Origin of the sequence: Pleurocapsa sp. PCC 7327 (assembly GCF_000317025.1) — a bacterium.
Classification (GTDB): domain Bacteria; phylum Cyanobacteriota; class Cyanobacteriia; order Cyanobacteriales; family Microcystaceae; genus Hydrococcus.
The window spans coordinates 3,990,982-4,005,121 of sequence record NC_019689.1 but is presented as its reverse complement, the minus strand read 5'-3'; the positions used below and the strand labels follow the sequence as shown (position 1 = coordinate 4,005,121).

General features: G+C 46.1%; 16 protein-coding genes and 2 pseudogenes. 10 read left to right on the top strand and 8 right to left on the bottom strand.

The window, feature by feature from the left end:
* Window positions 1-29 precede the first annotated feature (29 nt).
* The 4 genes from PLE7327_RS18145 to lysA all read right to left on the bottom strand — a co-directional run bounded on the left by PLE7327_RS18145 (window position 30) and on the right by lysA (window position 3,665).
* On the bottom strand, window positions 30-374 hold the full coding sequence (locus tag PLE7327_RS18145; protein ID WP_015145236.1) for a hypothetical protein: 345 nt from the start codon (window positions 372-374) through the stop codon (window positions 30-32).
* A 39-nt stretch (window positions 375-413) separates the two neighbouring features.
* Window positions 414-1,163, bottom strand: coding sequence for a polyprenyl diphosphate synthase (gene uppS / locus PLE7327_RS18140; protein WP_015145235.1), 750 nt, complete (start codon window positions 1,161-1,163; stop codon window positions 414-416).
* The gene (cdaA, locus tag PLE7327_RS18135; protein WP_015145234.1) at window positions 1,160-2,077 is read right to left on the bottom strand and encodes a diadenylate cyclase CdaA; all 918 of its coding nucleotides are present in this window, start codon (window positions 2,075-2,077) and stop codon (window positions 1,160-1,162) included. The genes uppS and cdaA overlap by 4 nt, the downstream gene beginning before the upstream one ends.
* A gap of 148 nt (window positions 2,078-2,225) precedes the next feature.
* The gene (gene lysA, locus PLE7327_RS18130) at window positions 2,226-3,665 is read right to left on the bottom strand and encodes a diaminopimelate decarboxylase (RefSeq protein ID WP_015145233.1); all 1,440 of its coding nucleotides are present in this window, start codon (window positions 3,663-3,665) and stop codon (window positions 2,226-2,228) included.
* A 1,237-nt stretch (window positions 3,666-4,902) separates the two neighbouring features.
* Here lysA and rimI point away from each other — a divergent pair.
* The 6 genes from rimI (at window position 4,903) to PLE7327_RS18100 (ending at window position 10,299) form a co-directional block, all read left to right on the top strand.
* Window positions 4,903-5,556 (top strand): ribosomal protein S18-alanine N-acetyltransferase, encoded by a 654-nt coding sequence (gene rimI, locus PLE7327_RS18125; RefSeq protein WP_015145232.1) that lies wholly within the window; start codon window positions 4,903-4,905, stop codon window positions 5,554-5,556.
* A 160-nt stretch (window positions 5,557-5,716) separates the two neighbouring features.
* A complete protein-coding gene (locus tag PLE7327_RS18120; protein WP_015145231.1) occupies window positions 5,717-8,182 on the top strand; it encodes an ATP-dependent Clp protease ATP-binding subunit in 2,466 nt (821 codons plus the stop codon).
* 239 nt (window positions 8,183-8,421) lie between these two features.
* Window positions 8,422-8,661 (top strand): thioredoxin family protein, encoded by a 240-nt coding sequence (locus PLE7327_RS18115; protein ID WP_015145230.1) that lies wholly within the window; start codon window positions 8,422-8,424, stop codon window positions 8,659-8,661.
* Window positions 8,662-8,697: 36 nt separating this feature from the next.
* Window positions 8,698-9,135: a globin family protein gene (locus PLE7327_RS18110; protein WP_015145229.1), complete on the top strand. Its 438-nt coding sequence runs from the start codon at window positions 8,698-8,700 to the stop codon at window positions 9,133-9,135.
* 160 nt (window positions 9,136-9,295) lie between these two features.
* The gene (locus PLE7327_RS22860; RefSeq protein WP_083888312.1) at window positions 9,296-9,649 is read left to right on the top strand and encodes an HPP family protein; all 354 of its coding nucleotides are present in this window, start codon (window positions 9,296-9,298) and stop codon (window positions 9,647-9,649) included.
* Window positions 9,650-9,672: 23 nt separating this feature from the next.
* Window positions 9,673-10,299 (top strand): MarR family winged helix-turn-helix transcriptional regulator, encoded by a 627-nt coding sequence (locus tag PLE7327_RS18100; protein ID WP_015145228.1) that lies wholly within the window; start codon window positions 9,673-9,675, stop codon window positions 10,297-10,299.
* A gap of 45 nt (window positions 10,300-10,344) precedes the next feature.
* On the opposite strand, the gene PLE7327_RS18095 is transcribed toward PLE7327_RS18100, so the two are convergent.
* On the bottom strand, window positions 10,345-11,229 hold the full coding sequence (locus PLE7327_RS18095; protein ID WP_015145227.1) for a DNA adenine methylase: 885 nt from the start codon (window positions 11,227-11,229) through the stop codon (window positions 10,345-10,347).
* Window positions 11,230-11,475: 246 nt separating this feature from the next.
* A complete protein-coding gene (locus tag PLE7327_RS26190; RefSeq protein WP_256377702.1) occupies window positions 11,476-11,598 on the bottom strand; it encodes a hypothetical protein in 123 nt (40 codons plus the stop codon).
* On the opposite strand from PLE7327_RS26190, the gene PLE7327_RS26725 reads away from it, so the two are divergent.
* Window positions 11,542-11,910, top strand: coding sequence for a MerR family DNA-binding protein (locus PLE7327_RS26725; RefSeq protein WP_217523468.1), 369 nt, complete (start codon window positions 11,542-11,544; stop codon window positions 11,908-11,910). The genes PLE7327_RS26190 and PLE7327_RS26725 overlap by 57 nt on opposite strands.
* Before the next feature lie 73 nt (window positions 11,911-11,983).
* Here the strand turns inward: PLE7327_RS26725 and PLE7327_RS24955 are convergent, their stop codons facing one another.
* A complete protein-coding gene (locus PLE7327_RS24955) occupies window positions 11,984-12,133 on the bottom strand; it encodes a hypothetical protein (RefSeq protein ID WP_186005335.1) in 150 nt (49 codons plus the stop codon).
* Window positions 12,134-12,378: 245 nt separating this feature from the next.
* Here PLE7327_RS24955 and PLE7327_RS26720 point away from each other — a divergent pair.
* Window positions 12,379-12,868: pseudogene (locus PLE7327_RS26720) on the top strand ((2Fe-2S)-binding protein).
* Here the strand turns inward: PLE7327_RS26720 and PLE7327_RS18085 are convergent.
* On the bottom strand, window positions 12,830-13,183 hold the full coding sequence (locus PLE7327_RS18085) for a YnfA family protein (protein WP_015145226.1): 354 nt from the start codon (window positions 13,181-13,183) through the stop codon (window positions 12,830-12,832). The pseudogene PLE7327_RS26720 and the gene PLE7327_RS18085 overlap by 39 nt on opposite strands.
* 79 nt (window positions 13,184-13,262) lie before the next feature.
* Between PLE7327_RS18085 and PLE7327_RS26715 the strand changes: the two are divergent.
* Together PLE7327_RS26715 and PLE7327_RS18080 are read left to right on the top strand one after the other, a co-directional pair.
* Window positions 13,263-13,346: pseudogene (locus PLE7327_RS26715) on the top strand (thioredoxin family protein); the annotation flags it as partial.
* Window positions 13,347-13,410: 64 nt separating this feature from the next.
* A complete protein-coding gene (locus tag PLE7327_RS18080; protein WP_041392332.1) occupies window positions 13,411-13,899 on the top strand; it encodes a hypothetical protein in 489 nt (162 codons plus the stop codon).
* Window positions 13,900-14,140 lie beyond the last annotated feature (241 nt).

Here is a 14,140-nt window from a genome sequence, read left to right as displayed (position 1 = left end):
ATTTTGGGGCTAATGGCTATCGCTAGCGGCTAGAATCTTACCTTCGTTTGTAACCAATTAGTAACCAGTCGCGGACAGTTTTTTTTAACCCACCGCAGGGCATAGATTTTCGCAACTGGCTTGAATATGCGAGCTATAGATTTCATTATCCTTCTCTGGCGGGGTCGATTGGGAAACTTTTTGTTGATTAGATTAACTGAACCCACATCATAGAGACGGTCTATGATAAGCTTAAGGGTGGTCTCCTCTCGTTCTACTAAATGCTCCAGCAACACGAGAACGTCTCGCATGCGCTCTTGTTCCATAAGTTCTTCCTCTGAGAGAACGGGAAGGCGTTTGGGAACGTCTACTGTTTTTTTTCGGGATGTCAGCATCAGTTATTGAGTTTTTCTCGCTTCTTCTAGATTATTCCCTCAAACTTTCCCAAAACGGCGCTCTCTTTGCTGATAAGCCGATAGCGCTTGGTGAAATTGAGCGCGATCGAAGTCGGGCCAAAGGGTTTGCGTCACGTAAATTTCGGCATAAGCCATTTGCCAGAGCAAGAAATTGCTGATGCGCATTTCTCCGCTCGTGCGGATAAGTAAGTCTGGAGAGGGAAGACCACAAGTATAGAGATGGCGTTCAACTAAGGCTTCGTCAATGGCTTCGGGATCGATCGCTCCTTGCCGGACTTTAGCCGCGATCGCCCGACAAGCTTGGACGATCTCCTGCCGTCCGCCATAATTAGTCGCCACCGTAAACTGAATTCCTAAATTATCTTTCGTTTCTTCCATCGATCGCTCGATCTCTGCCTGAAGCGATGGCGGTAGCGATTCTAAATTTCCCACAAAGCGAATGCGCACATTTTCTTCCATCATCTCCTTGAGTTCTTTGCGCAACACCCGCTCGAACAGCGTCATAAGAAACTCGACTTCTTCGAGCGGTCGTCCCCAATTTTCCGTTGAAAATGCATAGGCAGTGAGCGCTGGAACGCCCCAATCCCTACAGCAACGCAGCAAATCCTTTAAGGTATCTACCCCCCTTTGATGTCCCATAATGCGGGGGAGTCCTCGCTGCTTTGCCCAGCGACCATTGCCATCCATAATGACTGCGACGTGCCCAGGCAAACGACTTTTATCGAGATCGGCAGGTAATTCTTGTAACGCGATTGGCTTAGTTGTCATTTCTTCTGTTCTTTTGACTTCGATGACGGAAGATGAAATATACGCTCTAATAATATTCGTCCTTGTAAGCCAATTGTACGGCTTAACACGCCCAAACTAGGCGCAACAACGACTTCTCTCTCTACTGATGGAGAAAATCTCTCCTCTAATAGCTCCTTGAGTTTACTGCTAGTTAAGGGTCGGTTGAGATTGCCTCTCTCTGCTAAAGAAATCGAACCCGTTTCTTCCGATACAACTACACAAATACAATTTTCAACTCGCTCGGTGATTCCCATCGCTGCGCGGTGGCGCGTCCCCAACTGCCGCGAGGCAGTACGTTCCGACAGCGGTAAAATTACGCCAGCCGAAACAATGCGAGAGCCGCGAATAAAAACGGCTCCATCGTGGAGTAAGGTTTTGGGTTGAAAAATGGTTTGCAAAAGTTCTTTAGAAACTTCACCATTGAGACTTACTCCCGGATTGACAAATACTCGCATATCGATAGTTCCCGATGTTTCCAGAACCATTAAAGCTCCGGTTCGATTTTGCGAGAGTTCTTTGACAGCATCGACAATTTCATCGATTACATTATTGGGTTTGGGTAGAGAACGCTGGCGCTGAAACAATTGGAGAATCTGTCCTCGTCCTAACAACTCCAAAAATCGACGGAATTCTGACTGGAAGATCACTGCCATGGCGACAGCCGCTCCCAGCACTAGCTTCTCTAGCACAAACTTGAGCAGTTCTAGCTTGAGTCGCTCGCTGAGTACTGCTGCCAACATTAAAACAATTAGTCCTCGCACCATCCATAGGGTTCGCCGCTCCCCAATAATGAGAAGCATTAGATAAGTGAGTACTAGGACTAATCCAATATCGAGACCGTTATGGATTAGCCAAGATACAATCCAGCTTTGACCAGGAGCAGAACCCGACATGGGTAATGATGAATTTTAGAGAATGAATTATGAATTAGTAAAGGTTGGCGAAGTAGGAGGAGTGCGATCGATCGCCCGATCCTGGAGATATTTCCCAACGAGGAGATCTGAAAGTATGCTTCTAGGAAGCGCATGCCATCCTTTCCCCTTAAAAATTCGCGGACGAAGTATCTTCCACCAATCTGGCTGGTAGGCGATCTTGTCGAATGAGATCCTCGTAAGTTTCTCGCTCAAGAATTAGATTGGCTTCTCCTTCATTGACCAAAACGGCTGCCGGACGAGGCAAGCGATTATAATTGGAAGCCATACTATAGTTATACGCTCCCGTGCCCATTACGACCAGAATATCTCCCGATCGCGTCTTGGGCAGTCGAGCATCTTTAATCAGAATATCTCCCGATTCGCAGTGTTTGCCAGCAATAGTCACAGTTTCTTCCCAAGGCGCTGACATCCGATTGGCTACAACAGTTCGATAGAGCGACTGATAGGTAATCGGACGCGGATTGTCCGACATGCCGCCATCGACGGCTATATAAGTGCGAATTTCGGGAACTTCCTTGCGGCTGCCAATGGTGTAAGCCGTGACGCAAGCCGAACCAATTAGCGACCGTCCCGGTTCGGCAATTAATTTTGGCAAGGGCAACTGCTGGACTTTGCAAGCCTTCTCAACTGCTTGAGCGGCAGCTTTAACCCATTCCTCGATACTGGGGGGATCGTCTGCTTCTGTGTAGCAAATTCCCAATCCTCCGCCAATGTTTAATTCTCGGACGGACAAGCCATATTCGCTTGCTTTTTTCGACCACTCTACCAAGACTTCTGCCAAGTCTTGATGGGGTTGGCGCTCAAAAATTTGCGAGCCGATATGAGCGTGTAAGCCGATACAATCGAGCTTAGGTTGCTGGCTCACATAGGTAAAAACGGCTTCTAGTTGGTTGGGATCGAAGCCAAATTTGCTATCTAGGTGTCCGGTACGAATATACTCGTGGGTGTGGCACTCGATTCCGGGTGTCAGCCGCAGCATCACGCAAATCGGTTTTTGGGTATTTACGCCCAATTTGACCAGTGTTTCTAATTCCAGCCAGTTATCAATAATAATTGTGCAGTTGGTCGCGATTGCAAACTCTAGTTCGGCAACCGACTTATTATTTCCGTGCAGGTAAATTTTATCTCCAGCACGCTCTTTTATGCCCATCTGTTCGAGTGCCTGTAGGGTTGTATACAGTTCTCCCCCCGAAACTACATCGAATCCCAATCCCTCACTGGCGACGATACTGCAAACAGCTAGACAACTCCAAGCTTTAGATGCATAAATGACTTGAGATTCGCCACTATAATACTGTTTGAAGGCATCTCGATACTGACGGCAAGCGGTTCTTAGAGTAAATTCATCTAAAACGTACAAAGGAGAACCAAATTGCTCTACTAAGGTAATGAGATCGCAGCCGCCGATTTCTAGACAGTCACGACTGTTGACTTTGGCAGTGAGAGGTAGTAATTCTTGATTAGGCGATCTTGATATTAGTTCTGCCGTTGGTTGTGGCAAGTATCGTTGTCCAGAATTCTGCGTTCCGAGATCCGTTGATATCATAGGATAATCTTGTCAGTCGATTAGTGTTCGATTGCAATTTTTTATCGGTCGGTTAGCGGCGAGCAGCTAAATTCGCGACCGACAGTCGGGAGACAGAGAGTGTCCCGTTCTTTAGTGTACAATTGAACCTTGCCTCTCTTGGCAAAATCATAAGAATTAAAAAGGATAGAGCGTATAGATAATTTCTATTTTTATGCGATCGCCACTTTTAGTAAGAGACAGAAAAACAGCTTAAATAGTTCCATCCCGACCGAACTTTAAGTCAATCAAACTATCTCTAAAATTTAGAGCAGTCTACCAAGAATTAGTAAAAGAGCTTTTTGACTATATCTATCAGTATAAATGGCAGTTCCAACCGAGATTTTATGACTTGCTCTGATAAAACTGCAAGGTGAATCAAGCCAACTTTCATATTAGAATTATGCGTTTTCCCTAGCGAAGACAGTGGTCAAAGATTTGATGGCAAAAATGTGTTCCGCAATCATTAGAAATTCTGGCTAGATATTATATCTCATTAATAATGAGACTAAGTAAGCTTTCTTGCCCCGATCGAGTACTCTAATAATTAACAAGACCATCCGCTAAGATTTTTTCTTTTCTTGAAGCATTGCCTGCTCTATCAAAAGTTACAAAATATTTTAGAGGACATCTGAAAAATCGATTTTATCATTCTGAGTGCAGGAGAACGTAATGAAGAATATCTGTTGGGAGTGATAGGCTAAGATGTTTCGCTTCGCGATCGCGACGCTCGACACGACATTTTATACTTTTGGGACAACTTGTTAATTTTTTGCCATTCTTTCCAAAGTCATTCTGCTGTGACCACGTGCTTGTTCGCTTAAAATATAAATTTTGGGAGAGTGGGATAACTATCTCTGATGAATCGCTCCCGTCATTTTTTGATTTAAAACCTGTTAGTAAAATTCTCATCGCAGTATTTTTTTATATTTAATTTATCTTTTAATTTACTTTTTATTAACAATAATAGGTTTTTTATAGAGAGCTTATTAAGAATTTAAAATTTTATTTTTGTTATAAAAAAATGAATGATAAAAAATGATATTTATATAATTTCGTAATTTCAATCGAAGAATAGTGTAATTTTTCGATAGTCGATGTTTTTTTATAAGACATGTAATTACTCAAAAGAGCTGTAGATCGGACTCGTTTACTTACTTCTTCTAAAAACTTTAAAGTACAATTGTACTGAGAATATTGACCGGAAAATGCGTTATCGATGGAACTCAAGCTTAAGCCTCCTCAAACCGAACAGCTCATACAGGTACTCGAACTGGATAAACTTTGTTTGGGCGGACTGTGGACGTTAGAAGGATATCAGCGAGAATTAGCCAGTCCTAATAGCAGCCTAATAGCCTTATCAGTCCTAGATCGCGCAAGACAAGCAGATAAGGCTCTTTTATCATCCCATACCTTAGCATCCTCATCTCCCTGTCTTCCTGTCTCTTCATCCTCCTCTTCCTCTGTATCTACAATCGCCTCTGAGGAATCAATAATCGGATTCGGTTGCTTTTGGGCAATTTTAGAAGAAGCTCACATTACCCTGTTGATGATTCATCCAGACTATCAAGGACAAGGACTGGGACAACTACTTCTGTACGCTTTGCTAAAAGACGCATGCAAGCGCAAACTGGAACGCGCTACATTAGAAGTTAGAGTATCCAATCAAGTAGCCATATTTCTTTACAAAAAATTTGGTTTTAAAGTAGCGGGACGACGCAAAAATTACTATCAAAAAACAGGGGAAGATGCTCTAATTCTCTGGCGAGGCGATTTGCACCGACCAGAATTCTCTAAAGAACTAGAAATATGGCACGAACGAATTAGCACTCGCCTCGCTCAAAACCACTGGACACTTAAGGAGGAAACGTAAAGACAACGGAGAAACTAAGAGAAATAACTAAAAACTAACTGTTCGCGGAGAACGATTTATTAACGAGAGTTCGCCGATAAATAATAAACAAACAGATTTTTCAAAAGACTTTTGCTAAAATCAGCTTACACGGGCAAGCAGCAGGTGATGGATATAGGTTATGTTTGAACGCTTCACAGAAAAAGCTATAAAGGTGATCATGCTCGCCCAAGAGGAAGCTCGTCGCTTGGGACATAATTTCGTAGGCACGGAGCAAATACTTCTTGGGTTAATTGGCGAAGGGACTGGCGTTGCCGCCAAGGTTCTAAAATCCATGGGGGTCAATCTCAAAGATGCCCGGATTGAAGTCGAAAAGATCATTGGTCGCGGGTCCGGTTTCGTGGCGGTGGAAATTCCTTTCACCCCAAGAGCCAAGAGAGTTCTCGAACTTTCCCTCGAAGAAGCTCGTCAACTCGGTCACAACTACATCGGCACAGAACACTTACTTCTCGGCTTGATTCGGGAAGGAGAAGGGGTTGCCGCTAGAGTTTTGGAAAATCTAGGAGTTGACCTCGCCAAAGTTCGGACTCAGGTGATTCGGATGCTGGGCGAAACGGCTGAGGTTTCGACGACACCGGGCGCTCAAGGACGCACGAAAACGCCAACCTTGGACGAATTTGGCTCTAACCTCACTCAAATGGCAAGCGAGGGTAAGCTAGATCCCGTTGTAGGACGGCAAAAAGAAATCGAGCGCGTCATTCAGATTTTAGGTCGCCGTACCAAAAACAATCCCGTTCTCATTGGCGAACCGGGGGTGGGAAAGACCGCGATCGCAGAAGGTCTGGCACAGCGCATCGCCAACAAGGATGTTCCCGATATCTTGGAAGAAAAGCGAGTCGTCACGCTCGATATCGGCTTGCTGGTCGCCGGAACCAAGTATCGCGGGGAATTTGAAGAACGCCTCAAGAAAATTATGGACGAAATCCGTCAAGCCGGAAACGTGATTCTGGTAATTGACGAAGTTCATACCCTCATCGGTGCGGGTGCAGCCGAAGGCGCGATCGATGCGGCAAATATCCTCAAACCCGCCTTGGCAAGAGGAGAATTGCAGTGCATCGGCGCGACTACCCTCGACGAGTACCGCAAGCACATCGAACGCGATGCAGCACTAGAGCGTCGCTTTCAACCAGTGATGGTGGGCGAACCTACCGTAGAAGAGACGATCGAAATCCTCTACGGCTTAAGAGAACGCTACGAACAACACCACAAGCTGAAGATTTTGGACGAGGCTTTAGAGGCAGCAGCCAAGCTTTCGGATCGCTACATCAGCGATCGCTATCTGCCAGATAAAGCGATCGACCTTATCGACGAAGCCGGATCGCGCGTGCGCTTGATCAACTCGCAACTGCCGCCAGCCGCTAAGGAACTCGATAAAGAACTGCGTCAGATCCTCAAGCAAAAAGACGATGCAGTAAGGGCGCAGGACTTCGATCGCGCGGGAGAGCTGCGCGATCGCGAAATGGAAATCAAGTCACAAATTCGGGCGATCGCCTCTTCTAAGAAGAACGAAGGCGAAGGAGACGAACCCGTCGTCACCGCAGAAGAAATCGCCAACATCGTCGCCTCTTGGACTGGCGTTCCGGTTAACAAGCTCACGGAAACCGAATCCGAGAAGCTACTGCACATGGAAGATACCTTGCACCAGCGTCTCATCGGTCAAGAAGATGCCGTCAAAGCCGTTTCTCGCGCTATTCGTCGCGCCAGAGTCGGTCTGAAGAACCCCAACCGACCCATTGCTAGCTTCATCTTCTCCGGTCCCACGGGAGTCGGTAAGACAGAACTGACCAAGGCGTTGGCTGCCTACTTCTTCGGTTCTGAAGAGGCAATGATCCGTTTGGATATGTCGGAGTACATGGAACGCCATACCGTATCCAAGCTGATCGGTTCGCCGCCGGGATATGTCGGGTATAACGAAGGCGGTCAGCTTACCGAAGCTGTGCGTCGCCGTCCTTATACTGTCGTCCTCTTCGACGAAATCGAAAAGGCGCATCCCGATGTCTTCAACATGTTGCTGCAAATTCTCGAAGACGGTCGCTTGACCGATGCCAAGGGTCGGACGGTAGACTTCAAGAATACGCTGCTAATCATGACCTCGAACATCGGCTCGAAGGTGATTGAAAAAGGCGGCGATCGCTTGGGATTCGAGTTTGAAGTAGACCAAGCCGAAGCCCAGTACAATCGGATTCGCTCCTTAGTTAACGAGGAACTCAAACAGTACTTCCGTCCTGAATTCCTCAACCGGATCGACGAAATCATCGTCTTCCGTCAACTGACCAAGGAAGAGGTCAAGCAAATCGCCGATATCCTCCTCAAGCAGGTCTTTGCACGACTGACGGAACAAAATATCAACCTAGAAGTGACCGAGAAGTTCAAAGAACGTCTGGTCGAAGAAGGTTACAACCCCGCTTATGGGGCAAGACCCTTACGTCGAGCTATTATGCGTCTGTTAGAAGACGTGCTGGCTGAAGAAATCCTTTCCGGTCGCATCCAGGAAGGAGATACAGCTGTCGCCGATATCGACGAGGAAGGCAAGGTGAAGATCGTTCTTGGCGAAAGGCAGCAGCTTTTAGCTCAAGCAACTGATTGAGGTTGCGATCGCGCTTTTAGCTACAAGCCTAACCTTAATAGTTAATTTAAAAACGGTAGGAGTTGAATTTCTCTTACCGTTTTTTAACACGGGTCGCATTTTAAGCTTTTGAGCTAATATTTTTCATTACTTAAACTTAATGGAAAAGAAGGCGTTGTCAAACAAGCCAGTGACTTCTTGACACAGTAGCAACAATCTGAATAATATTTAGGAGTCCTAACTATTATCCCAAAGGATGTATGAAAAAAGCAGTTTTCTACCATGCTGGCTGCGCCGTTTGCGCTGCTGCGGAAAACGAATTTGTGCGTGCGCTCGATCCGACTCAATATCAAGTTGAAGTGGTTCATCTGGGCGTGGATAAGTCTCGAGTACCTGAAGCCGAAGCTCAAGAGGTCAAGTCTGTTCCCGCATTAGTAATTGAGGGCAAGCCCTTTCACATCAACTTTGGTGCATCCTTGGAGGATGTCAAAGCTTTATAGATAAGATACCAACTACTACTTCTCTAATTGCAACCTATGTCTTTAAAAATCGATCTGCTAGAGCAAAGTTTCGAGTCAGTCAAACAAAGGGAAGCAGAGTTCACAACTCAGTTTTATGCCAACCTATTCTCCGACTACCCAATCGTTAAACCCCTATTTGCTAATACTCACATGGAAGAACAAGGCAAAAAACTCTTTGCCTCTCTGGTATTAGTAGTTGATGCTTTGCGCAAACCAGAGGTATTAGAGAATGCTTTGAAAGGATTAGGAACTCGTCACGTACAATATGGCGTGCTACCGCAGCACTATCCAATGGTAGGTGGTGCTTTGCTAAAAACATTTGAGGCGTTGTTGGGGAGTGACTGGACACCTGAACTGAAGCAAGCTTGGATTGATGCCTACGGGAGTGTAACCCAACTAATGTTGGAGGGTGCAGATTATCCATCTGAGATCCTAAAACCAGTGGAGACATAATTAAGATTTAGAGCTTCTGCCTGCTCGAAAACAATGGAAATTAATTTTTTATCTGTGTTACGGCAGCACTTGAAAAGTCTGCCATCAAAATTTTCTTCACTCAGTCAGCAACCAAGCCCGATCCCCCACCAAACCTCAACTCCTTCGAGCAAAAGGAAGAATAAGTTTTTCAGAAGTTCTAGTATATGGCATATCTGAAAGTCCTCTAGCTCAACCCCGTAACGTGATTGGCGGGAATTGTCTGGGAGCGTTGGTGAGTATCGTGTTAGTCCAAAATTGTGGTTCGGAGCCTTGGATTATGGGTTTAGCCGTGGCAACGGCTATCAAGCTGATGAAACTAACGAGAACCCTTCACCCACCAGGTGGCGCGGTTACTTTGGTGGGTGTAATGAGCAATGCATCTTGGAGTTTTTTGTTTATTCCCGTGTTTGTTGGCTCCGTTATTATGGTCTTGTGGACTTTTGTATTCAATAACACAGCACCTGGTAGAAGCTATCCCAGACATTGGTTATGAATAGTTCATGACTGCCAACCCCTATGAGTACAAATGAATCTGGCAACCCTTCTGACTTTTGTCACGACTCTGCGGAACAACGTATTCTAGTCGGGCTATCTAAAGTGAGTCTTGCCCTCAAAAGTCAATCTTGGCAAGATGCCGGACGGTATGGACTCTCCCCAACTCAAGTTCAAATTCTCTCGTTGTTACAAGCCAAAGGAGCTGGAGGAATGGGTTTGTCTGCCGTAGCAGAAGGTTTAGCCGTAACGCCAGCGACTGCTAGTGATGCGGTACGGGTATTAGTAGAAAAAGGCTTGGTGCAAAAAACCCCATCGCCAGAAGATAAACGGGCGATCGCGATTACCCTGACTCCGAAAGGACAGCAGCTAGCCGTTCAAACTGCTTGTTGGTCTGACTTGTTACTAGATGCTGTGGGAGAACTATCTGAATTGGAGCAAACAGTTTTCTTGCGGGGACTGATTAAAATGATTCGCAAGCTGCAAGAGGCAGGTCAAATTCCCATTGCGAAAATGTGCGTGACTTGCCGTTTTTTCCAGCCCAATCGCTATCCCAATAGCGATCGCCCCCATCATTGTGCATTGGTCGATGCTCCTTTCGGCGATCGCCATTTGCAAATCGACTGCCCCGAGCAGATTATGTCGGTTTAAAAAACGATTTGAGCGCGATCGCCCTACCTTATGATATGGTTCCCTTTAATAGTTGGTAATTATCACTTCAGGAATTTTACCTCGCTGATGACCTTTAGAATTAATCGCTCTGGTTGCATAGACAAACTCAATTTTATAATGGTCGTAGAGATCGAGAATCAGTGGGGCATTGGAGTTAGAAACCATAAATCGAACGCCCTTAGCATCAAGGCGAGCGCACAAATCTCGCAGGCTCGACTGCATTACTAAATCGAACCCATCCTGACTGTATCCTGTAAAGTTAGACGTAGCACGGGGCTTACAAGCACCTGAATGCGATTCAGGTGACAGCCCCTCGTTTAGCGGGGCATAGGGAGGATCGAAATAGACAAAATCGTCCCTGGTAATTTTTTCTTCAACTTCAAGGAATGAACCAGTGATAATCTGAGCTTTTTGAAGTGCTTGGCTACAAGCTCTCAAATTAGTCTCGTCAACAATCTTGGGATTTTTATACTTCCCTAGAGGCGTATTAAATTGACCTTTAGAGTTCACGCGGTATAATCCGTTAAAACAGGTTTTATTCAGGTAGATCAGTCGGCTTGCTCTTTTTACTGCTGACCAAGACTTATATTCGTCAGTGCGATCGATATTCCTGATTTGGTAATAGTAGTCTTTTTCGTAAATGTGTTGCTTTAGATCGGCAATCAATTCTTCAACTCGATCTCTAATTACTCTGTAAGTTAAGGTCAATTCCTCGTTGATATCGATGAGAACAGACTGCTCTGGCAAAAGATGAAAAAATAATGCCCCGCCACCAACAAACGGTTCAAAATATCGAGAGAAATCGCGAGGAACTCTTGCTGTTAGTTCGCTCAGTAGTTGAGTTTTACCACCGACCCATTTAACAAAAGGCTTAGCTTGAATATTTATGTCTATTTCTCTAATCTTCAATTGATGCGATCGAACTCCTTTCCTAGTCTGTCAGGAATTATAGATAATTTTGTCAGCAGGGAGAGCGATCGCGTCTCATTCATGGGCTGTCGCATGTTGGGAAAAAGCGGAACTGGGAATTACACGAATCAATCTGCTAAATCTGCAATTTAAATAACTTGGTATAAATTGCCGCCAACCCTTGACCTTATACTTAGATATAAGGTTTACCATGAAGACAACAGAAATAAGTATCCAACTAAGATGCTACGCATCGGTGAAGTCGTCCGCCAGTCGGGATTGAATCGCCAAACTATCTACTTCTGGTAGCGGATCGGGCCGATCGCGCCGCCACAGCGTACGGAGTCGGGCTACCGTCTCTTCAGTCAAGAGGATGTTGATCGCCTTGCTTTCATTACTCGCGCTAAGTCCCTGGGTTTAACTCTGGAGGAAATTCGCGAGATTCTGGTTCTCAAAAACGGGCGAGCGCTGACTTGTCAAGCACTCTACGAGCGACTCCTGAAGAAATTAGAGCAGATCGACCAAAATATTCGCCATTTACAAGCGTTGCGCCAGGAACTTTTACCGCTATTAAATCGCTGTCGCCAAAATCTCGATCGCCCCGAACTCACTCAAGAGTGCGTAGTGCTGGAAGAAGCTACGGCGGCGAGAAATTCTCCTAAGTCGTCATGCTGGGACTAACTGTTCTTTCTTCTTGGCGCGATCGCTGCCACTGTCAAAATCATCCTTTTTGGTTTACGCTGCGACAGAGCGCTCACGGGCTGCCGTATGCTGGGAAAAAGCGGAACTGGGGGCGGCATTGGCAGGGCGCGATCCCATCCTCAACGACGAGTTTTTTGACTATCCAGAGAAATCCCCGTACGCGATTGGCACGATTGACGAGGCGAAAAAGCCTTAATGCCATTTTAGATTTTGGATTTTAGATTAGGAAACGACTCTCATCAGGCAATTACACGAATCGATCTGCCAAATCTGCAATTTACATTAGCATAATTCGCTGCCAACCCTTGACCTTATACCCAGGTATAAAGTTTACCATGAAGACAACAAAAATAAGTATTTCCCACACTTCCCACACTCCCGACTTCCCCATTCACTTGATGCCAAGCAGCTTAGATATTTAACCGCTTATTACCAGAGGCAAAAACCATGACCGAGACTCGTTGTTGTCCATCTTTGTCAACTTCTGGCAACAGAACTTGTCCTGTTAGTGGGACCAAAAGCAGGCAAGTGCCAACCATTACCCTGAAAAGTTTGCTCAAACCGAGGGCATTAGCAACTCTCAATCCCAAGACGGATTACTTTTTTCTGCGCCGCACCGGATTGTCAGGTTGTTTACTTTGATGCAAACGGTCGCGTTTTCAAGACTGAGCAAGTGAAAGTTCCCGTTTTTCAAAAGTGCGCCTCCTCAGATGTACCCGTTTGTTATTGTTTTGACTGGACGAAGGAACGGATCGAGCGAGAAATCAGGCAAACGGGTTACAGTAGCGCAGAAACCTCCATCCGCCATCACGTCAAAGCCGGACGCTGCGCCTGTGAAATCAACAATCCCCAGGGAAGTTGCTGTTTGGCGAATGTCCGTCAGGTGGTCAATCAATTTTTACCCTCTGGGGAAATACATAATAACTCCCACGCCTAACAAGACGATCGCACAGCCGATAACATCGAAGCGATCGGGAGGAATGCAATCGATCTGCCAACCCCACAGAAGAGACAAGAGAATGAAAAATCTGCTATAAGCAGCATAAACTCGCCCAAAGTGTGCGGGTTGCAGAGTGGGGACAATGCCGTAGAGCATCAAAATTACCCAACCCAGAAGCGCAAAATGGAAACTTCTGCCTTCCCGCAGCCACAGCCAAACTAAATAACCGCCTCCGATTTCACAAAGTCCCGCCAGGATGAAATAAACTAGCGATCCCGCTTTGCGGGTACTGCCGCACCGCACTACATACATTATCTGTCCTTTGAAGTTACAAGCTGTTCATTTTAGCAGCTTTTTCAACTATCAGCTGAATCGTGGGAGATCCCAAACCATGAGTCCTATTAAAGTTGAGATTTTAAGTACGGGTTGTAAAAAGTGCCACCAGCTAGAAGTCAATGCTAAAGAAGCGATCGCTTACGGGACGGGCTTATATTCTTGAGGCTTTATCTGTCGTCGAAGTTTAGAGAATTGGTATTACCTTGGTCGCCCAGATCGTCAATTTTCTGATTTTGCTGGCACTGCTCAAGCACTTTCTTTACGGTCCGATCGTGCGAGCGATGGAGCGACGGGAGCAAAAAATCGCTGGCTACATGCAAGAAGCGCGAGAGAAAGTACGGATTGCCAAACAAGAAAGCGATCGCTATCGCCAACTGCAACAAGCTTTTGTCGAACAGCGAGAAGCCGCGATCGCCCAGATGAAAGCTGAAGTAGAGCAAATGCGAGAGGTTTTGTTACAAAATGTCCGCGAGGAAGTCAATGCCAGGCAATCTCGCTGGCAGGAGACGAGCCAACGCCAGCAAAGTGCTTTTCTGCGAGAGTTGCGCTATCGCGCGCTTCAGGAGATTCAGACCGCAATCCGCCAAGCCTTGCGGGACTTAGCCGATGCCGATCTAGAGCAACGGGCGATCGCGGTTTTCCTGCGGCGCATTCCAGAAACTGACTGGGGAAGAGCGACAGGCACTTTGTAGCGTTGCTTCTCCCAGAAACCACAACGTCGCCGAGGTAATCGTAGCAAGCAAATAGTTTTGCGCTCCCAGAAGCCTCGCGACAGGCTATTACCCAGGTCTTGCGGGAACAGCTACCTAACGATGTCAGGCTGCGGTTTGAGACGATAGAGGACTTAATCTGTGGCATCGAGCTAAGATCGGCAGGTTGCAAGCTTGCCTGGAGTCTGGAGAATTATCTAGATAGCTTGGAAAATAGCTTGTC

Excerpts from the sequence above, each read along its gene's own strand:
- cdaA (WP_015145234.1), bottom strand. The coding sequence starts at position 2,077 with ATGTCGGGTTCTGCTCCTGGTCAAAGCTGGATTGTATCTTGGCTAATC.
- PLE7327_RS24955 (WP_186005335.1), bottom strand. The coding sequence starts at position 12,133 with ATGGCATTAAGGCTTTTTCGCCTCGTCAATCGTGCCAATCGCGTACGG.
- PLE7327_RS18100 (WP_015145228.1), top strand. The coding sequence starts at position 9,673 with ATGAGTACAAATGAATCTGGCAACCCTTCTGACTTTTGTCACGACTCT.
- PLE7327_RS18120 (WP_015145231.1), top strand. The coding sequence starts at position 5,717 with ATGTTTGAACGCTTCACAGAAAAAGCTATAAAGGTGATCATGCTCGCC.
- PLE7327_RS18145 (WP_015145236.1), bottom strand. The coding sequence starts at position 374 with ATGCTGACATCCCGAAAAAAAACAGTAGACGTTCCCAAACGCCTTCCC.
- PLE7327_RS18115 (WP_015145230.1), top strand. The coding sequence starts at position 8,422 with ATGAAAAAAGCAGTTTTCTACCATGCTGGCTGCGCCGTTTGCGCTGCT.
- PLE7327_RS18085 (WP_015145226.1), bottom strand. The coding sequence starts at position 13,183 with ATGTATGTAGTGCGGTGCGGCAGTACCCGCAAAGCGGGATCGCTAGTT.
- rimI (WP_015145232.1), top strand. The coding sequence starts at position 4,903 with ATGGAACTCAAGCTTAAGCCTCCTCAAACCGAACAGCTCATACAGGTA.
- uppS (WP_015145235.1), bottom strand. The coding sequence starts at position 1,163 with ATGACAACTAAGCCAATCGCGTTACAAGAATTACCTGCCGATCTCGAT.
- PLE7327_RS18110 (WP_015145229.1), top strand. The coding sequence starts at position 8,698 with ATGTCTTTAAAAATCGATCTGCTAGAGCAAAGTTTCGAGTCAGTCAAA.
- lysA (WP_015145233.1), bottom strand. The coding sequence starts at position 3,665 with ATGATATCAACGGATCTCGGAACGCAGAATTCTGGACAACGATACTTG.